Raw genomic sequence first — 21676 nt, 5'->3', positions numbered from 1 at the left:
ATTTGTTGGCATAACGAGGAGTTGATTTCCGTTCCGGCTGGGCGCTTTCCTGGGGGCGTCCGATGAGCCGCTTCGCTTCGCTGCAGGGTCTCATCTGTGACGCTGATCCTCGAGGAGTCGCCCAGCCTGCACTCCAATCAACCACTTCACAGAGCATGTATCTACTCATTTATAAACGAAACTTCAGCAATGTTTTTTTTGCGAAAGTGAAGCGGCAGCAACAATGTTTTAACATCTTTATTTCGTTGACATAACAACCCTTTCAAAAACATAAAAAGCATTTGGAATGAAGATATTCCAAATGCTTTTTTCATACAATATAAAATTTGATTTACATAAATTCTTTCACTAATTTATTAAAATCATTTTCGCTCATATTAATATCAATGTCTGTTAATGGTAGCTCTGAGTAGCCTGGTACTTTTTCTTGATATGAAGCTGTTTCCGTATCTTGATAAATAATACCTGTTACTAAACCTTCATGCTCCATCACTGTACGCATTGCCATAGCACGGTCAGCATTGTCATAGCCCTCGATATCAGCAAGCTTCGTTAAGTTTTCTTTAAACCAATCATACGTATTCACTTTGTTATACGTAACACAAGGTGAGAATACGTTAATGAATGAGAAGCCTTTATGATTAATGCCCGCTTCAATTAAAGCTGTTAACTCTTTAATATCTGTTGAGAAGCCTTGTGCCACAAATGTTGCTCCACTAGTTAAAGCGACTTCTAATGGCTTAAGTGAAGGTTCAATCGCACCACCTGGCGTAGATTTTGTAATAAATCCTGCTGCAGAACGTGGAGATGTTTGCCCCTTTGTTAAACCATAAATTTGGTTATCCATAACAACGTATGTGATATCAATGTTGCGACGGATGGAATGGATTGTATGACCCATACCAATCGCAAAGCCGTCGCCGTCACCGCCAGAAGCAATAACGTTTAAATCACGGTTAGCCATTTTCAAACCTTGTGCAATTGGTAATGCGCGGCCATGAATACCGTGGAAACCGTAAGAATTAATGTAACCTGAAATACGACCAGAACAGCCGATCCCAGAGATAACAGCTAGTTCGTTTGGTTCAATACCAACGTTAGCCGCGGCGCGCTGAATCGCTGCTTGTACAGAGAAGTCACCACAGCCTGGGCACCAGTTTGGTTTCACTGTATTACGAAAATCCTTAAATGTTGCCATTAGCGAGTCAACTCCTTTACGCGATTTTCTAATTCACCTGGCAAGAATGGTGTACCATTATATTTTGTGATCGTCTCGATTTTATCGTGACCACCAATATTCATCTTCATAATATTTGCTAATTGGCCTGTGTAGTTATTTTCTACAACAATTACTTTTTTCGCTTTTGCTACAAGTGGTGCCACTTCAGCAGATGGGAATGGGTGAATTAAACGAATATGTGCATGATTCACCTTCATACCTTGAGCATTTAATCGTTCTTGTACTTCTTCAATAGCTCCACGTGTTGAGTTAAAGCCAACTAATAAAATATCCGCTTCTTCGTGAGGCGTATTTGAAAATACTGGATTATCAAATTTCAATGCCTCTAGCTTACGGAAACGTTTATCCATTTGTACTTGACGGTTACCAGTTGCTTCAGATGGCTTACCTGTTTCATCGTGCTCAACCCCTGTTACATGGTGAATACCGTTTAATGTACCCGGTAGCACACGCGGTGAAATACCGTCTTCTGTATTCTCATAACGTTTGAAGTATGCTTTATCAGCTGCTTCTTCAATGTCGTCAGTAACAATTTTACCGCGGCGAATTTCTATTTTATTGTAATCGAATGGCTCTACAGATTGTTTCCCTAGAGATAATTGCAAGTCAGTCATTAAAATAACTGGTAATTGTAATTCCTCCGCTATGTTAAACGCTTGGATTGTGTCAAAGAATGCTTCTTCCATTGTAGAAGGTGCAATCACTACTTTAGGAATTTCACCATGCGTACCATATAACATCGCCATTAAATCTGATTGCTCTTGTTTTGTTGGTAACCCTGTTGATGGACCACCACGTTGTGTGTCAACAACTACTAGTGGCTGCTCTGTCATACCTGAAAGACCAATTGCTTCCATCATTAATGAAAGACCAGGACCAGCTGAAGCTGTAAAGGCACGAACACCACCAAAGTTTGCCCCAATTGCCATTGTCGCTGCAGCAATTTCGTCTTCTGTTTGAATAACCGTACCACCGAAATTCGGTAATTTTTTAATAAGGTATTCCATAATCTCAGAAGCTGGTGTAATTGGGTAAGCTGCCATTAAGCGTGTCCCAGCTGCAAGTGCACCAAGTGCTATTGCATCGTTCCCAATCATGAACATACGGCGTTTGCCATCTGCTGGTGTTAAAGCCCATTCACCTACACGATCGCCTAAAAGCTCATTCATTAATTCACGGCCACGTGTAATTGCCTCCATGTTTTTCTGAACAACTTCTTCACCTTTTCTGCCAAAAATATCATCTACAACATTTTGGAACACTTCGTCTTCTAGGTTTAGCAATGAAGCCGTTGCCCCGATTGCCACCATATTTTTCATCAACGAAGTGCCCAGCTCTGCAGCTACCTCTGTAAAAGGTACCGCAAATAATGGCGCTTTTGAATCTTCTGGCTTCACTGGATCAAATTTTGCATCCGCTAAAATAATTCCATTTTCTGTTAACTCTTTATAGTTGACGTCGATTGTTTCTTGGTCGAACGCTACTAAAATATCTAAATCATCCGCAATTGAACGTACTTCTGTTGGACGAACTGTAATTTTATTATTCGTATGGCCACCTTTAATTCGAGAAGAGAAATGACGATAACCGTATAGGAAGTAACCTAATCGATTCATTGCCATTGAGAAAATTTCCCCTGTACTTTCAATCCCCTCACCTTGTTGCCCACCGACTTTCCATGAAAGCTGATGTAACATGTCAACAACTCCTTAGATCCAATGTATATACTATTATTTTTCCTTCATAAGTTTAACACGAAGAAACGGTCTGCACTATTGTTATTACGCGATTTCAGTGAAATTCAGACCTTTGACTGAAAATGGCGTTCATAAAGTTGTAATTATCAAATCAATTAAGTTTAAAAAATTAACTTGCTGATTTCAAGTGACATTTAACATGTTCGTATGTAGAGCATGAGGGATTCTCTTCCTGATATCCTTATTGTCTATATAAACGAAAAAAATGCCTTGCAGCTTATTATGTGCAAGACATTTTACTTCAATTACTTTTTTATCGAATACGTTTTTCCACAAGAAGCTTTAAGGCTGTACGTTCCTCACCAGCAATTAAAATATCGGCAAACGCCGGTGCGCAAATTAAATCTGTGCCACTTGGCGCTACAAATCCGCGTGCAATGGCCACTGCTTTCACGGCTTGGTTAAGTGCACCTGCCCCAACTGCCTGCATTTCTGCTTGCCCTTTTTCTCTGATTACCGCGACTAATGCACCTGCAACTGAATTTGGATTAGAGCGTGATGATACTTTTAATGAATCCACAATTATTCCTCCCCGTTTCGCGAATAGTGTTTACGCTCAACAACTCATGTCCCCCTTTTGGACCTCAAGTTATTGTCGATAGGTCATTTTATGCTCGACGAGAAGGAAATAGACTATTTTCATTTCTTATATATTGAAATAATCGAAAAAGAGTGAAAATTTACATTGAAAAATCTATGGCCCTGAGATAAAGTATGGGCCTTCGGCAAAGCAAGGGTTGATTTCCGTTCCAGGCTACTCGCTTTGTTGTTGCTGTCGCTACGCTTTCGCACAGAGCAAAGCTTCCTGTGGGCGAGCGTCGAGCCGCTTCCTCCGCTAAAGGAACGAAGGCTGCTAAATTCGTCACGTCCTGTGACAATGCCTTCGTGACCAACATCATGTTGGCCTCAGGGTCTCGCCTGTCTCGCTATCCCACGGGAGTCGAGTAGCCTTCCACTACAATCAGCAATAGTGTAGAACTTTTATAAAATTTAAGTATTTCAAAAGTGAAACCTAAATGGTTACTCTCTTCAGAATAGAAACTTATAACAGTTAAGGTGATTGTATATATGTCGTTGCTGCTGCTTCGCTTTCGCACTGAAAACGCATCTTGTTGAAGCTTTATTTTATCACTATAAATTAGATTAACATGCCAGAATTACAAGCTAAGGGAAGAGGTTGATTGGAGTGGAGACTGGGCGACTCCTTGGGGATTAGCGTCACAGATGAGACCCTGGAGCGAGTGAAGCGGCTCATCGGACGCCCCCAGAAGCGCCCAGTCGGAACGGAAATCAACCCCTCGTTTTGCCGAAGAGTCATATTTTATTATGATGCTTTAATTTCATTGAATTAACAAATTTTCAAAACAAAAAACTATTGTGCATTTTTTCATACACAATAGTTTCTCTTCTTATGCTTGGAACGGATAATCTTCGTTTATATACACTCGCTCACAATGACGAGCTTTTCCTGTTTTATCATCAATGTCTACAAAGAAACCACTTAACACATCGCGTCCTTTTTTAGGCACTTCAAAACGAGATGGCATATTTGTTTGGAATTTATAAATGACACTTTCCTTTGTCATCCCTAAAATTTCATCGTATGGCCCTGTCATACCAACATCCGTAATATAGGCTGTTCCGTTTGGATAAATACGTGAATCAGCTGTTTGCACATGTGTATGTGTACCAACTACTGCCGAAGCCTTTCCATCTAAATGCCAGCCAAGTGCAATTTTTTCACTTGTCGCTTCTGCATGAAAATCCACGAATACAAGCGGTGACGTTTTATGCGCTTCTTCGATTAAATTCTCAGCCATCGCAAATGGATCCTCATGAGGAGGTAAAAACACTCGACCGTGTAAATTAATAACAGATAGTGTTACACCATTTTTTGAAATTTGCACCATACCTTTACCTGGTGCATCACTTGAAAAGTTTGCAGGGCGTATTAAATAATCGGCATCATCTATAAAATCAAAAATATCTTTATTATCCCAAGTGTGATTGCCCATCGTAATAACATCTACACCCATTTGCAATAGGTCATTATAAATATTACGCGTAATCCCACGTCCTGCTGCTGCGTTTTCACCATTAGCAATAATAACGTCTGTGTTATATTTTTTCTTTAAGCGTGGTAAATACTTTTCCACTGCATCTCGGCCGATTGAACCTACAATATCCCCAATAAATAAAACTTTCATTTTCATAACCACACTTTCATTAATTAGCACCTTATATTTTACCATCAATTCAAAGACAAACGCAAAATTATGTCTAGCATGTCCGGCCAGCGTATTTAAACAGGTGAATTTAAATGGTCTTGAAAATGTAGGCGCTGATACTCTTTCTAATTGTCGATAAAAAAACTGACAAGTTATTAGATACTTGTCAGACGGACGGTACTAATTTTTATTTCCTTGTATGATAATACTGGCTCTTATATTGTTCTTTGGGCAGAGCATAGTTATTCATAACAACGCCTAATATTTTGGCTTGTGCTACTAGTAAGGAATTTTTCGCTTTGACAACACTAGATTTCTCTACCACTCCTGTATTTACAATAAGTAGGACACCATCTGTTTTATTCGCCAAAATTTGTGCATCGGTCACTGAATTAACAGGTGGCGTATCAAAGATGATTACATCATAATAAGCTATCATTTTTTCTATTAACGTATCCATCATTTCTGAAGCAAGAAGCTCTACGGGATTAGGTGGGATTGGTCCACTAGTGAGGACAAATAATCCTTCTATATATGTTTCTTGTATCGCCTCGTTCAACTTGTCACTTTGTATTAATACACTTGATAGACCTGAAATATTAAGCAATTCAAATGTATAGTGGATAGCAGGTCTTCGCATATCAGCATCCACTAACAAAACTTTTTTACCTTCTTGAGCAAAAACGATCGCAATATTTGCTGCATTCGTTGTCTTTCCTTCACCAGGGATAGATGATGTCACTAAAATTGTTTTACACGATAAATTAGGGAGTGCAAATTTTAAATTTGTTCGAATTGTTCGAAACTGCTCAGAAATAATAGAAGTTTTGTGTACGTTAGTCAATAGTTTCCGTTGCATCATCGCTAGTGCTTTCTTTTTTTTATTTTTCATTTTAAACATTATGTGATTCGTCTCCCTCTTTTAGTAGAGATTGATCCTCTGCCTTCTTTTATTGAACTTACGAAACCTAATATCGGTAAATTTAATAGTTCTTCAATTTCTTGCTCTGTCTTTATTGTTGAATCGAAAAATTCTACACTAAATGCAATGCCTGTTCCTAAAAGTAACCCAAGAAAACCAGAAATCGCAATATTTAGAATTTTTTTCGGCTTCACTGGTTGTGGGTCTTCAGCTAATTTAGCTACTGAAAGGACATTGATATTATCTACGTTCATCAGTTTTTGAATATCCTCTTTAAAGACATCTATTATCGTATTGGCAATCTCCACCGCTCGTGCAGGTTTTTCATCAATAATTTTTATAGAAACTACTTGTGATTGGCTTTCATTATTGACTGTAATTTTTTCTGCTAATTGTTCGGGAGATAATTCTAATTTCAACTCTTCAATTACTTTTGATAGAATAGCTGGGCTTTTTATAATGACATTATACGTATTAATTAATTGTAAATCTGTCTCAATTGAATACGCACCCGGATACATTTGTTGTTGATCCGTATTTTTTTGATTGATTAATATTTGAGTTTCAGTTTGATATACGGGTGTGATGACATAGTAGCTAACATAAGCAGCCAATGCCATCGCGATTATGATTATCGAAAGAATAAGAAGTATACGTTTTCGTAAGATTTTTACGATCGCCTTTACTTGAATAGAATTCTCCATCGAATATATCTCCTTCCCCTAAACTATCTAAATTTGTGTATGGAGTGTGATATTCATAGTTAATTGTTATAGTAGCTAGTAAAATCAAATACTAATTTATATATTTATTATATAAACTTTTGTCCTATGTTATTCCTAATACAACAAGTAATTCATTTTTTCCTCATAGATAAAAAAATGAAAAATGCTAGCGTAGATATAGCATTTTTTTTCAACAGCTGATAATAGAGCTTTTTTTTCAATGAAAATTTTATTGGGTTTAACTCAAGAACTTTAGGGTAGTCATGAACAAAACTGACTATTTCTTCTTTAATCTCTTTTAATAAATCGAGCCCCTTATATGGGGAACCCTGCATATGAAATGTTAAATTTACTAAACCTGAAAATACATATCCATTAAAGCTAGTTTCAATGGATGTAAAAATATTTTCAGCTACTAATGTCTCACGAATACGTTCATAGATTACATCATATTTTTCTCGCTCATTCTTACTGTAGCTTCTCGTTAATGATTGCTGTGGCAACACATTGTAATGATAAAGCTGCTGAGGCACATAACAAATTGCCGTACTCTTTGTGATCGCTTTTATTATAAATAAAACATCTTCAGAAAAATTCATATCCTCTTCAAATCGAATTTCAAATTGATCAAGAAAGGCTTTAGAATACAATTTGCAGCAAGCAAAACCGAAATGTTTTTCATGAAATTCAGTAAATAATAAATGCAAACATTTCTGAGAGTCAAAAAGTTCATTTGCAGTCGACGGATAGTTCAGACGATTGCCATCATTTTTACCATCAACAAAAACATCACATTTAACTATTTCAGTTTCTGTTTTTTGAATAGCGCTATATAATCGTTCCAACATAGATGGCTCTACCCAATCATCCGCATCGACAAACGTAACGTATTGACCTCTTGCCTCGTTAATCCCTATATTTCTTGCATGACTAACCCCACCATTTGATTTATTATGAATGATTATTCGCTGATCTTGTAAGGCCAACTGATGTAAAATAGAAAGAGAATCGTCAGTACTGCCGTCATTAATCGCAATAATTTCGATTGGCTTTAATGTTTGTTGGCAAATACTTGCTAGACATTTCTTTAAATACGGTGCTGCGTTATATACCGGTATAATAACAGTTACGAGGATTTCTGACCCCAAAATTTCACCCCTCCAGCTAGGCTGAGCATTTTCACTTTTCCAATTAAATATTTTCGATCAGAAGCAGTAATTCCAAATGTGAACAAAGATATCCCGAAAATCATACTGTATAAGGCAATATACAGCCCTAAAATGTACCAAGTATTCGGAAGTGGGAAAACAATTAGTATGCCTTTCATTAAAAGAGACGCAATGACAATAGCTACGAAAATCTTACTAATACGTATCCAAAATTTTTTAATAGTTAGTTGTATTTTTTTTGCATAGTAAACATTCATAATACAAACATTTCCAATAAATAACGATACCGCGGTTATGATTGCTGTTCCAATACCCCCGAAAAAATAGATAGCAGGAATAGATAGAATAATATTTGTGCTAGCAAGTGTAATTAATAATACCGTTCGAAACTTAAACATGTTTTTTGCCTTTAACACACTCAGGCCTATATTTTGAATTAAATCGACAGAGAACGGCAACATGATGATCAGTACGATCGGATAGACGATTAAATATTCATCCCCTATCCATAATGAGATGAAAGTTTTACCAAATAAAAAAAAGCCACTTAGTACATATCCAAGAATCATTAGCTGAATGGCGCCAACATTGACAAATAACCGATTAATCTCCATTAGTCCATCCGTTTGTGTCACCAACATTGAAATCTTTGGCAAATACAAATCACTTATGGCAAGTGCTAGTGCCATAAAAATCATAATAAATTGTATAGCAATTGCATAAATGGCTACATCTTCTGTTCCTTTCATAATCCCTAGTAATACTTGGTCAGTTTGCCAATAAATTTTATCCACTATGACTGTCACAAACAAAAAAAATGAATAGACGAATATTTCTTTTATAAGGCCTGGATTATAACCTGAAAAGATAAATCGTACTTTTAAAGTTTTCAAACAAATAATAGAGTTTATTATTAATACACATACATTTAAGCTAGCTACAATATAAACCATCCCCACCGCATCAGCATCTTGTAACAAAAAAAACAGCATCAGTATCGGTTGTACTATTACTTTTATAAATGAAGTTAACTTAATCAGTATGAATTTTTCATAGGCTTGAAGGATAGAAGAGAAAACACTTAATGGAAATTGTAAGGTAAAGCTTACGGTCATCACCATTACCATTACTTTTGCCTTTTCGATTTGCAATGAAGATAAACTTTGTCCAAAAATTGTCTCTACTTGGAAATACACAAAACAACCAATGGCAAGTGTAAACACACCTATAATCGAAAATAGCCGCAGAAAAAAGCCATTTAATCTAGCTTCCATCTCCTTATCACCGACTACTCGATTATTAGAAATATAACGAATAATTGCATTCCCTAAACCAAAATCTAATATTGTTAAATACCCAACAAAAACTGTAATTAATGTGTATAATCCGTATTCTTCTTGGCCAAGAATTCGAATCATAATAGGGGTAAACACAATTGCTACTATAAACGTACAAACAATAGATAAGTAAGAGAGAATAGCACCCATCCGAATTTCCTTCATTAGTCCACCTTGCCTCCACTTGTCCTTTTATGGATTACATTTTTACTCAAAAATCTTAATACCATTTAATTTTTTACGTGTTTTATTTAACTGATCAAAAGCATTCGGTCCAAATAATTTGTTGATAGCATATTTATAACGCATTACTTTTTTATGTCGTTTTTTTTGTTGCTCTGACAACCATGAACCATTAAAGTGATGGATCGTAAAAGTATTAACAGTTTGGTTAATCGTTCCTGATTCGAAGTCCTTCGCACAGAAATATTCAAATGGATATATGTGTAGATCGTCATCCAACTGCCTATGTTGGTTGGACTCTGTAAATCCATATATTTCTCTCGTTAAATCCGTAATGATAACAGTATTTGTTTGTTGACCTTTTTCCGTATAGAAGCTTTTATCTTCATAATAATCCAGCAGTAACTTAATCCACGGATGCCCCTTTACAGCCCCCATTGTACCGGTTACACATGTATCACTATTTTCTCCGCCCGTAAATGCTTGATGCGATAAAAAAGGATTTAACGATTGCACAACTTCTACATCTGAGTCCAAGTAAATGCCACCTTGTGTGTATAGTGCATATAATCTTACATAATCAGCTACATAAGCATATTTTTTTGATTCGTAGGCTTCTTGTACAAATTGATTGGATTGAATATCAAATGATTTTTCATTCCATTCAATTAGTTCATAGTCAGGCATTAATTTTTGCCAGGAGGCCATACACGCTTCAACTACCTGCGGATACGGATTTTCGCCAAACCAACAGAAGTGAATTTTTTTAGGGATCATTATACAATTTCCTTTCTGTTATCCAAATAAACTAAAGGCATATCACATATCAAACTATTTCATTACTAACTTGATAAACTCCATCAGTTTTACCCTTTCTAACAATAAGTTCCACTCTAAATAACTAACATCTGGTGTCACAAATTCAAAGCTACTTAAATTTGCCATTGTAAAGTTTGCTAAGTTTCGGTGTAGTTTAAAAAAGCGTCCTTGTGTTTTCCGTTCAAAATTGTTGACCCAAGGATAATCGGTCGTAACAATTTTCAAATCTAATGCGCAGTACTCCAGGAGCTTTGTTGAAGCTTGCAAATTGAAAGGGTACACATCAGGCATATAATTCAGCCCGTATTCTGCTTTTGACGCTAGAAAAGGAACTTCATGATAAGGAAGTGATCCTGAAAAGATGATATTTTTATAGTCTTTGAAAGATTTATATAATTCATTTGTTGGATTTCCTATTAATAAAATTGTGTTATCCTTCAAAGTTGTCGTAAAGGGCTTTAGCGCAGCAGCGGTACCTCTTTCAGTTCCCATTGCGCCGACATATACAAAGTCGTACTCTTTTTTGGATGTTTTTATGAAAAAGTCTTTTGATATTCCCATATCTCGCTGAATTTTTGGAACATTGTCCTTCATCTTAAAATCCTTTTCCACAAGTTCATTCAAAAATACGCGACCATTCGGTTTAACATTACAAGTCTTTTTTACAAAATTTTTCAACATCGGAAAATGACCAGTTGATAACGAATTATATTCATGAATAATTTTTGTCTCTCTTGAATTTTTTTTAATATCTAAACCAGGAAATTTCCATAATAAATCTATATTGGTTATTGGAATTTCATTTATCTCCGCTGTTAAAATGGTGATGGCTTCAATATTATCCTGCTGATTCAAATACGCTACATAGGCTGAGACTTCTGGTAAAAATGATTTTCCGTTGTTGACAAATCCAATCTTCAAATAGATGATTCCCCCTTCTTACAACTGCTCATTTTCATTTAAAATGGTCTGTCTATTAATTTCACGTTTCATTCATATTTGAACTATTAAGTACGAGTTTATGATGGGTAAATGAATTACCGGAAAGAACAAATAAAACGATCATTATCGGCGTTGTATAAATAATAATTTCCGTCATTGAAAGTAAAACATAGGTAATAAGTATTAAAAACGGCAATAGTTGCAGCATGTTCGTATACTTAACTTGTTTTTTAGCAAAAGAAAATGCGTTCCATAATAATGTTGCTACGAATAGTAGAAAAAATGTAACGGCCAACCAACCATACTCAGCTAATAGGGCCATAAAGGTATTATGTGCATCCAATTGTCCAACATGATAATTTTCTCCATGTCCAAATAATGTGGAATCTTTTATGATGTTTTGCCAAATAGCCATTCGACCATCGGATAGATCAGCCGATTTCCGCTGAAATTTCCCTACAATTTTTTGAATCGCTTCGTTTAGTATCGGAATTTTACTTAGACTAAACATGAATGTCATACTTAGTACACATAGAACCGTTACGAGTACGCCCACTTTTCTAATACTTGAAGCGTTTTGAATAGCTAACAAGGCCATACTTATTAGGACACCGATTAGTACGGCGATGGCAGCCGTTCTACTTTGTGTTAGCAAAACAATATAAAAAACAAAAAAGAATAGGCTTATTAGGAATACGATAGTAACCTTTCTCGTAGCACCCTGAACAATCCCAGCTAGTAATACAACTGCTAATAATGCCATAACCAATCCCATCATGTTCGGATTGCTATAAATCCCCGCAAATGCGTTGAAAACAACTCGATTCATGAAAATAGATAAGAGCAAAATAATAAGATGCGAGAGACAAATACTAATAGCTAGCACATGTAAAGTAGCTGTTTGAAAAGAGTTATATATAATCGATAACCCTATATACATCGTAAGCATACATACAATATTCATAAGTGATTCCATATCGGAATTGGCTAAAGCACTTATTAGCCCACAAATAATAAATAGAAAGAAAAATATATCGCTCACATACATTCTACGAATATTTGCACTGCGATTATAGATGAAAAGGATGATCGGAAAGATGGAAAAAAAGACAGTAATGTAAATTAGTATAGATACTTCATAAGATAATGCACTGGAAAGTAGTAATACACTCATACATATCGTTAGGATAAAAAACCGCACTTTCATCACCCTCACTATAGCTTCATTTCGTATGTTATTTTGTGAAAAGATGCCACCATTTTCTTTCACTTATTACGATTGGCTCCGCAATTAATAGCTGCTTATTTTCTAAAATACGTTCATTGTTTTCAAGGAAAAGATCGACCATATTCAGCTGTTTCATTTTCTCCAAGTAATCTAACCCAACTTCAAAAAGCAATGGACTTGTAGACATATTATGGACATCTGAACCGTACGTATGAACAAGTCTTGCTTCTATTAAATCCATTGCAAATTGTTGAATTTTTTTGCCAAAATGCCCCGCAATGCTACCTGCCGTAATTTGTGCTAATGCCCCATCACGAATGAATTGTTCAAGGAGTGCTACGTTTTGTCGAATAGCTCCATTTCGCTCAGGATGCGCAATAATCGGTGTAATACCTGATGCAACTAATAATCTAATAATTTCCTTGCAATAGAAAGGGATTGTTTTCGAAGATAATTCCAGTAATAGATAGTTTGAATTTGCTAACGTATGAAGCTGTTTAGTTGTGATAGACTTTAAAATATTTTCATGGATGCGCACTTCATGTCCAGGAAATAGTTTGATTGGCCATGCTCTTTTTTCTATTTCTAGCTGTAAAGTATGTACTTGATGTAATACATTTTCATATGGCACATCGTACATTGGGTGCTTGGCATGTGGGGTCGTAATAATAGCCGTTATACCTTGCATCACAGCATGTTCTAGTAATTGCAATGACTCTGAAAGTTGTTGTGGTCCATCGTCAACTCCGTATAATAAGTGGCTGTGAGTATCAACCATGCTCTATCATCTCCCTACTCCAATTCATCACCTAACTGTTTTTCACCAATTTAAATTATTAGTAGAAATTTTATTGCTGATAAATAAAGGCACTTATTGTATATATGCCTATTTTCACGATAAATATGACAGTAGCTTACATACAACCCGTTAAGAACAAATGCGCAAAAGAGCTGTAGAGGCCAAAGCAAAAGTAAACGCTCCACCACTTTTGTCCGCGGAAACGAAGCGACCTCGAGGATGTAGCGCTTTAGCCAAGATCCTCGAGGTCGCTTTAGGTTATGTACAGGCCAAAAATCTATAGTTTCCTTAACTATAAAAAAACGTCTTTTACTCTATTTTGAGTAAAAGACGTTTCTGTATGACAATTATTTCGCGTATTCCACGGCACGTGTTTCACGAATGACCGTTACTTTTATATGGCCTGGATAATCGAGCTCTTCTTCAATTCGCTTACGGATATCTCTCGCTAAGCGATGTGAAGCTAAGTCATCAATTTTTTCAGGTTGTACGATTATACGGATTTCACGACCAGCCTGAATCGCAAAGGATTTTTCTACACCATCATAGCTTTCGGAAATTTCCTCTAACTTTTCAAGTCTACGGATATAGTTTTCAAGCGTCTCACTTCGAGCACCTGGACGAGCTGCTGATAACGCATCAGCTGCAGCTACTAATACAGCAATAACAGATGTTGCTTCAGTATCACCATGGTGAGAAGCAATACTGTTTATAACGATCGGATGTTCTTTGTATTTTGTAGCTAATTCCACACCGATTTCGACGTGGCTACCTTCAACTTCATGGTCAATTGCCTTACCAATATCATGTAATAAGCCTGCACGGCGAGCTAATGCTACATCTTCACCAAGCTCAGCAGCAAGTAAGCCTGCTAAATATGCGACTTCAATTGAATGTTTTAGGACGTTTTGTCCATAGCTTGTACGGTATTTCATGCGGCCTAAAATCTTCATTAAATCTGGATGTAAGTTATGAATGCCTATTTCAAATGTTGTTTGCTCACCTGTTTCGCGGATTTGTTCATCCACTTCACGACGAGCTTTTTCCACCATTTCCTCAATTCGAGCAGGGTGAATGCGGCCATCCTGTACAAGTTTTTCAAGTGCAAGTCGAGCCGTTTCACGACGAATTGGATCAAAGCCTGATAAAATAACTGCCTCTGGAGTATCATCAATAATTAAATCTATACCTGTTAACGTTTCCAAAGTTCGAATATTACGACCTTCACGCCCAATAATACGACCTTTCATTTCATCATTTGGCAAGTTCACGACAGATACTGTTGTTTCTGCAACGTGATCTGCTGCAAAACGCTGCAGTGCCAGTGATAAAATTTCACGCGCTTTTTTATCTGACTCTTCCTTCGCACGTGTCTCAGCTTCCTTCGTCATCACAGCAATATCAGTTGCTAGCTCTTTTTCTACTTCTCCTAAGATAATAGCTTTTGCTTCATCTCTAGTTAAAGCTGAAACTCTTTCTAGCTCTGTTTTTTGCGAGGCAACGAGCTCGTCCACTTTGCTTTCCATCTGTTCAATATGCTGTTGTCTTTCGCTTAGAGCTTGTTCTTTACGCTCTAAACCTGCTTCTCTCTTATTTAGAGCATCATCTTTGCGATCAAGATTCTCTTCTCTTTGCAATAAACGGTTCTCTTGTTTCTGAAGCTCAGAACGACGTTCACGAATGTCATTTTCTGCTTCAGTACGAAATTTGTGAGTTTCATCTTTGGCTTCAAGTAGTGCTTCTTTCTTCAATGCCTCCGCTTCTCGTTTTCCTTCTTCAACGATTGTTTCAGCGACATGTTTAGCACCAGTGATTTTTGAGTCATTCACTTTTTTCATGTAGATATAGCTAACAGCGGCACCAACGATGAGTCCAAGCAAAGCGGAGATGATAGTAATTGCATCCATATGAACACCTCCTCTTGCTATTTGGGTAATACAGTTTCAGTCGGCGCATACATTCATTTCACCTTGGCATAACTATGTCCTGGATTTTGAATTGTGTTCAAGTATGCACGAGGACCGAAACGATGTCGGGCATTCGGTAAAGTCACCGGACGTAGTGTTTTACCTATACAAATTAGTTAGCCGTTTTCGCAAGATGCGAAGCTTTAAGGCGAACATTCTTATGCATAATTGTCTGTTCAAAATCTTGCCATTTGTCAGAGGCTTCAAAAACTTCATTTACGAGATCTTTAAAAGCATTTCCAAAATGAAGTCAAAATGTAATGTACTGCCTATTTAAAGTCATAATTCAGAAATTATACATATTTAATTGTATAACTAGCCTCAAGCTCTGTCAAGGATAGTCGGGCATCTGTTCGCCTCTCAAAAGAAAAAAAGTCAGTCATATCCATTAGGAGAATTAATTACCTATTACTTTTACACTAACGTTAATTTTAACTTTTCATATTCATACATAGAAGCAGTACTTAGGAAATATTATTTTCTTTTGGTGAAAGCTATTTATTCCCGCTGCTATATCAATTTACCGTGAGGAAAATATGATCCCCACTTCCCTTTATGACGTTCAATCTATCACTTTTTTTGATTCTACCCTTCGGTACCTCTTCCTATTGCCGACTCATAGCTCTGGCAATGGCCTTCATCACTAAATATATGGATATCCTAACAAATATTATACAACCAAATTCCCCAGTATGTGTAAAGAACAAATGCGCTAAAGCGCTCGTTTACATCCGATAAGCGCTGGAGAGGCCGATGTAAAAGTAAACGCTCCATCACTTTTGCCCGAGGAATCACAGCGACCTCGAAGATGTAGCGCTTTAGCCTAGACGCCGACTATGCTTTAGTTGATCCACAGGCAAAAAATTCTATAGTTTCCTTAACAATAAAAAAATGCATTGCCCTCACTATAAAGAGTGGGAACAATGCATTTATATTATTCATCTTCAAGAAGAAGCTTTAATTCCTCATCCATTTCTTCCTCATCACCATGCGCAGCAATTGTGTAAGATGATGATGCAATACCGTAAGAAGCACGGATTTTATTTGCGATGTCGTCAAGCACTGCTGGATTTTCTTTTAAGTACTGTTTAGCATTTTCACGGCCTTGACCTAGGCGCTCATCACCGTAAGCATACCAAGAACCGCTTTTTTGAACGATATCTAGTTCAACACCTAAATCGACTGTTTCGCCCTCTTTTGAAATTCCTTCACCGTACATAATATCAACTTCAGCTGTACGGAATGGTGGAGCTACTTTGTTTTTCACAATTTTAATTTTAGTACGGTTACCCATAATGTCATTACCTTGTTTAATGGCTTCTGCACGACGTACTTCTAAGCGAACAGAGCTGTAGAATTTAAGTGCACGACCACCAGGCGTTGTTTCTGGGTTTCCAAACATAACACCGATCTTTTCACGAATCTGGTTAATGAAAATAGCAATCGTTTTTGATTTATTAATAGCACCTGAAAGTTTACGTAAAGCCTGAGACATTAAACGCGCTTGTAAACCAACATGCGAGTCACCCATATCTCCTTCGATTTCCGCTTTCGGAACTAATGCTGCTACTGAGTCTATAACGATAATATCGATAGCGCCACTACGTACTAATGCCTCTGCGATTTCAAGCGCTTGTTCTCCTGTATCTGGTTGAGATAATAGAAGCTCATCAATATTGACACCCAATTTTTGTGCATATATTGGATCTAATGCATGCTCAGCATCGATAAACGCTGCTTGTCCACCATTTGCCTGAACCTCTGCAATGGCATGAAGCGCAACCGTTGTTTTACCTGATGATTCAGGGCCGTATACTTCAATAATACGTCCACGTGGATAACCACCTACACCTAATGCAGCATCAAGTGCTAGCGAACCACTTGAAGATGTAGCAATTTCTAAATCCGTCTTTTCGCCAAGTTTCATGATAGAACCTTTACCAAAGTTCTTTTCAATTTGTTTTAACGCCTGTTCTAAGGCTGCTTTACGATCACTCATTCATTTTCCTCCTTCGAAAACTGTTCACTGTTTTTCTCTATCTCTACTATACTTGTTTTTAAGAGAAGACGCAAGAAAAAAGCGAACGTTTATTCGATTTTCTTCAAAATAAAAATTTGGGTAACTTTCCATTACCCAAATTTCTATTTTAACGATATTTAATCAAGTGTGTTGATTAACCATTTTTATCCACTGTAATTTATTCTTGCTACGGGCTACTATTCACCTAATCAACAAGTCTACTATTTATTAACGTTTTTTAAAGCCTCTTTCTTCTAAAAGCTGCATTAAATAATGACAAGTAAATTTCGCAGCACGCAGTCGATTTGTATTACGCATGCCCGATAAATGAAGTAAGTACGTGATCGGTTTCTCATCACCAATTGCGATACCAATCCAAACTGTCCCCACTGGTTGATGATCATGAGCTGTAGGACCTGCCGCACCTGTTAATCCAATTCCAATATCAGTATCAAATTTTTTACGTACAGCACTAGCCATAGCCGCTGCACATTCACTGCTTACAATCCCATGTGTAGTTAATAATTCTTTAGAAATACCGAGCTGCTTTATTTTAGCTTCTTCTGTATACGTAACAACGCCACCAACTAGGGCATCCCCTACACCTGGTATTTCTGCAAGCTCAGACTGAAATAATCCCGCTGTTAAACTTTCTGCCGCAGAAATTGTTAACTGATTATCTAGTAACATTTCTACTGTTTTAGAGGCTAGAGAATCATCATCTATACCGTATTGATAGTCACCTACAAGCGCTTGAAGCTCTGCTACCTTTGCAGCAATAAGCTGCTGTGCTTCTTGCTCCGTTTCTGCCTTGGCAGTCACACGCAGTGTAACTTCGCCGTCAGAAGCAAGTGGCGCAATAGTTGGGTTTGTTTGCGAATCTAAAATAGCTTGGACACGTACTTCAAGCTCTGCCTCTCCAATGCCATAAAAACGCATCACATGCGATCGTATAACCCCTCCAGCATTTAACATCGCACCAAGCTTTGGCTTTGCTTCAAACTGGAACATTGGTTCAAGCTCTTTAGGTGGCCCCGGAAGCAAAATATAAGTACGTTCATCTTTCGTTAGTATCATACCAGGTGCCATACCATGATGGTTTGCAAGCACCTCACTACCTGCTAGTATTAAAGCCTGCTTACGATTATTGTCCGTCATTGGACGTCCTCGCTTTGCAAAAAATTGCTCAATATATGTCAGCGCGATATCGTCAAATTCAAGAGTAACGCCAAGATGACGAGCAATCGTTTCCTTTGTTAAATCATCCTTTGTAGGTCCAAGCCCACCAGAAAAAATGATTAAATCAGCACGAGTCTCTGCAATGGAAATAGCTTCATCTAAACGTTGTGCATTATCTCCAACTACAGTGTGATAATACACATTTATCCCTAATTCGGACAACTGACTAGAAATAAACTTTGCATTTGTGTTCGAAATCTGACCAAGCAATAACTCTGAGCCAACTGCAAGAATTTCAGCATTCATGATCCTCAAGACCTCTCTTATTTAGAATCAAGTAAGGCACGTCGATTTAGATAGAAATAATCCCATCCAGACCATAGTGTAAAGAACAATGCAATATATAACATAATTGTATCAAATGGAATACCAATAAGTGTAAAGATTGTATTGTGTAAAAGTGCTGCTCCGATGGCCACAATTTGGGCCCACGTTTTAATTTTACCAAGCTGGTTAGCCGCAACAACTTCTCCTTCACCTGCCAATATTAAACGCAGACCAGTTACTGCAAACTCACGGCTAATAATGATAATTATTATCCATGCAGGCGCCATATTAAGCTCTACCATTAAAATAAAAGCTGCTGAAACTAGTAATTTGTCAGCAAGTGGGTCTAAAAATTTACCAAATGTTGTCACGAGATTATACTTACGTGCGTAATAACCATCCACCCAATCAGTCGCTGAAGCAAAAATAAAAATAAGTGCACCTACAAAATGATGAACAGGCATATCCGCACCAAATAGTGACATTGTTCCCCAGCCAAAATCAAACATCATAACAATGACAAAGAACGGAATAAGTAAGATTCGAGAGATGGTAATTTTATTTGGAATGTTCATTTTTCTAACACCTTTCATGATGAAAGAAAGTAGTCATCATTAGATGACTACTATTCTTTATTGAAATTGATGACGATGTTTTGCGTTACAGCTTGCTGTGCATACGTTAAAGGCTCGTCATTAATGTATACCTTGGCTTGCGTTGAATTACCTAATCGGATACGAGCATAATTTTGAGATGTTGCATCAAATTCTACTACTTCTCCTGCATTATATACACGAGTATCTGTTAGTATTTCTTGTTGCTGTTGGTCTCGAATACCGATAAATGTAGGACCCGATACTTCGATACGTATTTTAAATGTATCTGCACCTGTTAACGTATATGAAGTTGTAGCACCATCCGCTTCAACAGTCCCCGCTGAAATCGATTGCTTAACCTCTTCCGTTTCGTCAGGTGTTTCCTTTGTTGAATCTGTTGACTCTTGTTTGTCATTTGATTGAGCTTTTTTATTTTCTTTTTCTTTTTCTTTTTCTGTATCTATAGGTTTTGCTTTTGTATCGTATTGCATTTCTGGAGGTGTCTCATCTCCAGCATTCGGTACTGCACTATTTTTAGACTGCATGAGTACCCAAATTACTACAATAATGACAATGATAAATAAACCAACGATTATTTTCGGCATTGCCTCCATCATTTTAGTCGAAGGGCCTTTTGAAATTTTTCTTCTACTTGGACTATTCGTCATCGATTGACTTACTTGATTGTTTGAAGTACCTGGTAGCTCACTTTTATACGTTTCTAAAATTTCCTCTGCGTCCAAATCTACAGCGTCAGCATATTGTTTAATAAAAGCTCGTACATAAAACGAACCAGGCATAATCGAATAATTGCCCTCTTCAATACCTATTAAATATCGTTTTTGTATTTTTGTTATTTCTTGTAAATCGTCTAAACTGTAGCCTTTAGACAGTCTCGCCTCTTTCAGTCGAGTCCCTAATTCTGCCACTCAAAACACCTACTTTAACATCAATTTAAAAATTAAATCCTAAAATCCTCCAAATGAATTGGATTCGGACATCATATGGTTTTTTTCCATTATCTCATACGTAATTTCTTCATCTGGGTGATGACGTAATTCAATGATATAATCAAAATCCTCTATCCTATAATCTGAATGCTGAACAAACATGTCTGGATGCTCGACGACCTTTATGGAAGGCATATTCATCATTTCACGCACTAGTTGTAAATGCCGCTCATCAGAGGAACGACGTGTTACAATGCCATCTAATATAAAAATATTATTGTCACTGAATTCATCACCAGCGAGTTTATTGCGAACAGTCTGCTTAATCATTGTAGATGATAAAAAAATCCATTTTTTATTGGCACATACACTAGCCGCTACAATCGATTCAGTTTTTCCAACTCGAGGCATTCCACGTATTCCTATAAGCTTATGCCCTTCTTTTTTAAATAGCTCAGCCATAAAGTCAACTAAAATACCTAGTTCATCTCGGACGAAGCGGAAGGTATTTTTTTCATCTGCATCTCGAGGAATATAATGACCGTGCCTTATGGCTAAACGATCACGGAGTTTAGGTTGTCGAAATTTGGTTACGTTAATATGTTCCATTGTCGAAACAATTGTACGAAAACGCTCAATTGTCTCATCGTTGTCTGTATGCACTAACATACCACGTCGATCCTCATCGACACCATTTATTGAAATAATATTGACACGAAGCATCCCTAAAAGTGAAGCAATATCTCCTAATAATCCAGGGCGATTCACCTGAATTTCATATTCAAAGTACCAATCGCTCAAACACATTCGTTCCCTTCCTATTAGTTAACGTAAAAAATCCCTTATAAGTTCCATCATAGCTGATTTTTTATGTAATGGAAAGTTAGAATACATGGAATTATAGCGTTATTTTTAAAAACTTACTATTTTTTTTTTGAACATCCTAAATAGGCTTACATACGTTCCCTTTTCTATTCAGAAATTGCTTTTTTACATAGAAAAAAGAGGAGATCACTCTCCTCTTTTTTACTGTACAGGTTTATTTTGCACAAGTTTAACGACACAATTCGCCAGTGCGTGTTTTTCTTCTTCAGAGGCAACGCCCCATAAATCCGACAGCACTCGTTCTTGTTCATTTTTAGGATCGACATTTGTCGCCAAATATTCTCCAATTTGTACAGCAGCTTGTTGAATCATTTGCGATGGCACACCGCTTGATTCTGCTCGCATAACATTTTGACCTAAAAACGATGTCCATTTATGCCAGTTCTCTAAGATAGTCATACTG

Annotated in this window: 19 protein-coding genes; all 19 read right to left on the bottom strand. The window is 37.0% G+C overall.

The genetic code is table 11. The features are described from left to right. Positions 1-331: 331 nt before the first annotated feature. Positions 332-1198, bottom strand: a complete 867-nt coding sequence (locus tag ABE34_RS09575; RefSeq protein WP_079560540.1) for a 2-oxoacid:ferredoxin oxidoreductase subunit beta — start codon at positions 1196-1198, stop codon at positions 332-334. Further along, a complete protein-coding gene (locus tag ABE34_RS09570; protein ID WP_197142014.1) occupies positions 1198-2937 on the bottom strand; it encodes a 2-oxoacid:acceptor oxidoreductase subunit alpha in 1740 nt (579 codons plus the stop codon). The genes ABE34_RS09575 and ABE34_RS09570 overlap by 1 nt, the downstream gene beginning before the upstream one ends. Positions 2938-3250: 313 nt before the next feature. Further along, entirely contained in the window at positions 3251-3517 is a 267-nt protein-coding gene (locus ABE34_RS09565; protein ID WP_004224903.1) for a stage V sporulation protein S, read from the bottom strand. Positions 3518-4406: 889 nt separating this feature from the next. Beyond that, positions 4407-5204, bottom strand: a complete 798-nt coding sequence (locus ABE34_RS09560) for a TIGR00282 family metallophosphoesterase (protein ID WP_197142066.1) — start codon at positions 5202-5204, stop codon at positions 4407-4409. 208 nt (positions 5205-5412) lie between these two features. Next, entirely contained in the window at positions 5413-6126 is a 714-nt protein-coding gene (locus ABE34_RS09555) for a CpsD/CapB family tyrosine-protein kinase (RefSeq protein ID WP_197142012.1), read from the bottom strand. Beyond that, positions 6126-6851: a YveK family protein gene (locus tag ABE34_RS09550; protein ID WP_197142010.1), complete on the bottom strand. Its 726-nt coding sequence runs from the start codon at positions 6849-6851 to the stop codon at positions 6126-6128. The genes ABE34_RS09555 and ABE34_RS09550 overlap by 1 nt, the downstream gene beginning before the upstream one ends. Positions 6852-7003: 152 nt before the next feature. After that, complete coding sequence (locus tag ABE34_RS09545; RefSeq protein ID WP_197142008.1) at positions 7004-8020, bottom strand: glycosyltransferase family 2 protein; 1017 nt, start codon at positions 8018-8020, stop codon at positions 7004-7006. After that, positions 7999-9543, bottom strand: coding sequence for an oligosaccharide flippase family protein (locus tag ABE34_RS09540; protein WP_197142006.1), 1545 nt, complete (start codon positions 9541-9543; stop codon positions 7999-8001). Before ABE34_RS09540 ends, ABE34_RS09545 begins: the two co-directional genes overlap by 22 nt. Before the next feature lie 42 nt (positions 9544-9585). Continuing rightward, a complete protein-coding gene (locus ABE34_RS09535; protein ID WP_197142004.1) occupies positions 9586-10338 on the bottom strand; it encodes a glycosyltransferase family 32 protein in 753 nt (250 codons plus the stop codon). Between the two features lie 54 nt (positions 10339-10392). Next, the gene (locus tag ABE34_RS09530) at positions 10393-11301 is read right to left on the bottom strand and encodes a hypothetical protein (protein WP_197142002.1); all 909 of its coding nucleotides are present in this window, start codon (positions 11299-11301) and stop codon (positions 10393-10395) included. Positions 11302-11362: 61 nt separating this feature from the next. Further along, entirely contained in the window at positions 11363-12286 is a 924-nt protein-coding gene (locus tag ABE34_RS09525) for an O-antigen ligase family protein (RefSeq protein WP_197229853.1), read from the bottom strand. Positions 12287-12557: 271 nt separating this feature from the next. Beyond that, positions 12558-13328: a tyrosine-protein phosphatase gene (locus ABE34_RS09520; RefSeq protein WP_197141998.1), complete on the bottom strand. Its 771-nt coding sequence runs from the start codon at positions 13326-13328 to the stop codon at positions 12558-12560. Between the two features lie 368 nt (positions 13329-13696). Then, entirely contained in the window at positions 13697-15256 is a 1560-nt protein-coding gene (gene rny, locus ABE34_RS09515; RefSeq protein WP_079560529.1) for a ribonuclease Y, read from the bottom strand. Between the two features lie 994 nt (positions 15257-16250). Next, positions 16251-17315: a recombinase RecA gene (recA, locus tag ABE34_RS09510; protein WP_197141997.1), complete on the bottom strand. Its 1065-nt coding sequence runs from the start codon at positions 17313-17315 to the stop codon at positions 16251-16253. A 249-nt stretch (positions 17316-17564) separates the two neighbouring features. Further along, entirely contained in the window at positions 17565-18821 is a 1257-nt protein-coding gene (locus ABE34_RS09505) for a competence/damage-inducible protein A (RefSeq protein ID WP_197141995.1), read from the bottom strand. Positions 18822-18838: 17 nt separating this feature from the next. Beyond that, complete coding sequence (gene pgsA / locus ABE34_RS09500) at positions 18839-19417, bottom strand: CDP-diacylglycerol--glycerol-3-phosphate 3-phosphatidyltransferase (RefSeq protein ID WP_197141993.1); 579 nt, start codon at positions 19415-19417, stop codon at positions 18839-18841. A gap of 50 nt (positions 19418-19467) precedes the next feature. Then, complete coding sequence (locus tag ABE34_RS09495; RefSeq protein ID WP_197141991.1) at positions 19468-20367, bottom strand: RodZ domain-containing protein; 900 nt, start codon at positions 20365-20367, stop codon at positions 19468-19470. A 39-nt stretch (positions 20368-20406) separates the two neighbouring features. Next, positions 20407-21189: a DUF3388 domain-containing protein gene (locus tag ABE34_RS09490; RefSeq protein WP_197141989.1), complete on the bottom strand. Its 783-nt coding sequence runs from the start codon at positions 21187-21189 to the stop codon at positions 20407-20409. 225 nt (positions 21190-21414) lie between these two features. Next, positions 21415-21672 (bottom strand): DUF3243 domain-containing protein, encoded by a 258-nt coding sequence (locus ABE34_RS09485; RefSeq protein ID WP_079560524.1) that lies wholly within the window; start codon positions 21670-21672, stop codon positions 21415-21417. Between the last annotated feature and the right edge of the window lie 4 nt (positions 21673-21676).

Origin of the sequence: Lysinibacillus sphaericus, from assembly GCF_015844675.1 — a bacterium.
Taxonomy (GTDB): Bacteria; Bacillota; Bacilli; order Bacillales_A; family Planococcaceae; genus Lysinibacillus; species Lysinibacillus sphaericus_E.
The sequence above is the reverse complement of the archived record's forward strand: the minus strand, read 5'-3'. Positions and strand labels throughout refer to the sequence as shown.

What these genes read in the sequence shown, in the direction of transcription:
- ABE34_RS09570 (WP_197142014.1), bottom strand. Translation starts at nt 2,937, where the DNA reads ATGTTACATCAGCTTTCATGGAAAGTCGGTGGGCAACAAGGTGAGGGG.
- rny (WP_079560529.1), bottom strand. Translation starts at nt 15,256, where the DNA reads ATGGATGCAATTACTATCATCTCCGCTTTGCTTGGACTCATCGTTGGT.
- ABE34_RS09485 (WP_079560524.1), bottom strand. Translation starts at nt 21,672, where the DNA reads ATGACTATCTTAGAGAACTGGCATAAATGGACATCGTTTTTAGGTCAA.
- ABE34_RS09505 (WP_197141995.1), bottom strand. Translation starts at nt 18,821, where the DNA reads ATGAATGCTGAAATTCTTGCAGTTGGCTCAGAGTTATTGCTTGGTCAG.
- ABE34_RS09550 (WP_197142010.1), bottom strand. Translation starts at nt 6,851, where the DNA reads ATGGAGAATTCTATTCAAGTAAAGGCGATCGTAAAAATCTTACGAAAA.
- ABE34_RS09540 (WP_197142006.1), bottom strand. Translation starts at nt 9,543, where the DNA reads ATGAAGGAAATTCGGATGGGTGCTATTCTCTCTTACTTATCTATTGTT.
- ABE34_RS09555 (WP_197142012.1), bottom strand. Translation starts at nt 6,126, where the DNA reads ATGTTTAAAATGAAAAATAAAAAAAAGAAAGCACTAGCGATGATGCAA.
- ABE34_RS09560 (WP_197142066.1), bottom strand. Translation starts at nt 5,204, where the DNA reads ATGAAAGTTTTATTTATTGGGGATATTGTAGGTTCAATCGGCCGAGAT.
- ABE34_RS09575 (WP_079560540.1), bottom strand. Translation starts at nt 1,198, where the DNA reads ATGGCAACATTTAAGGATTTTCGTAATACAGTGAAACCAAACTGGTGC.
- pgsA (WP_197141993.1), bottom strand. Translation starts at nt 19,417, where the DNA reads ATGAACATTCCAAATAAAATTACCATCTCTCGAATCTTACTTATTCCG.
- ABE34_RS09525 (WP_197229853.1), bottom strand. Translation starts at nt 12,286, where the DNA reads ATGAATATTGTATGTATGCTTACGATGTATATAGGGTTATCGATTATA.
- ABE34_RS09520 (WP_197141998.1), bottom strand. Translation starts at nt 13,328, where the DNA reads ATGGTTGATACTCACAGCCACTTATTATACGGAGTTGACGATGGACCA.
- recA (WP_197141997.1), bottom strand. Translation starts at nt 17,315, where the DNA reads ATGAGTGATCGTAAAGCAGCCTTAGAACAGGCGTTAAAACAAATTGAA.
- ABE34_RS09535 (WP_197142004.1), bottom strand. Translation starts at nt 10,338, where the DNA reads ATGATCCCTAAAAAAATTCACTTCTGTTGGTTTGGCGAAAATCCGTAT.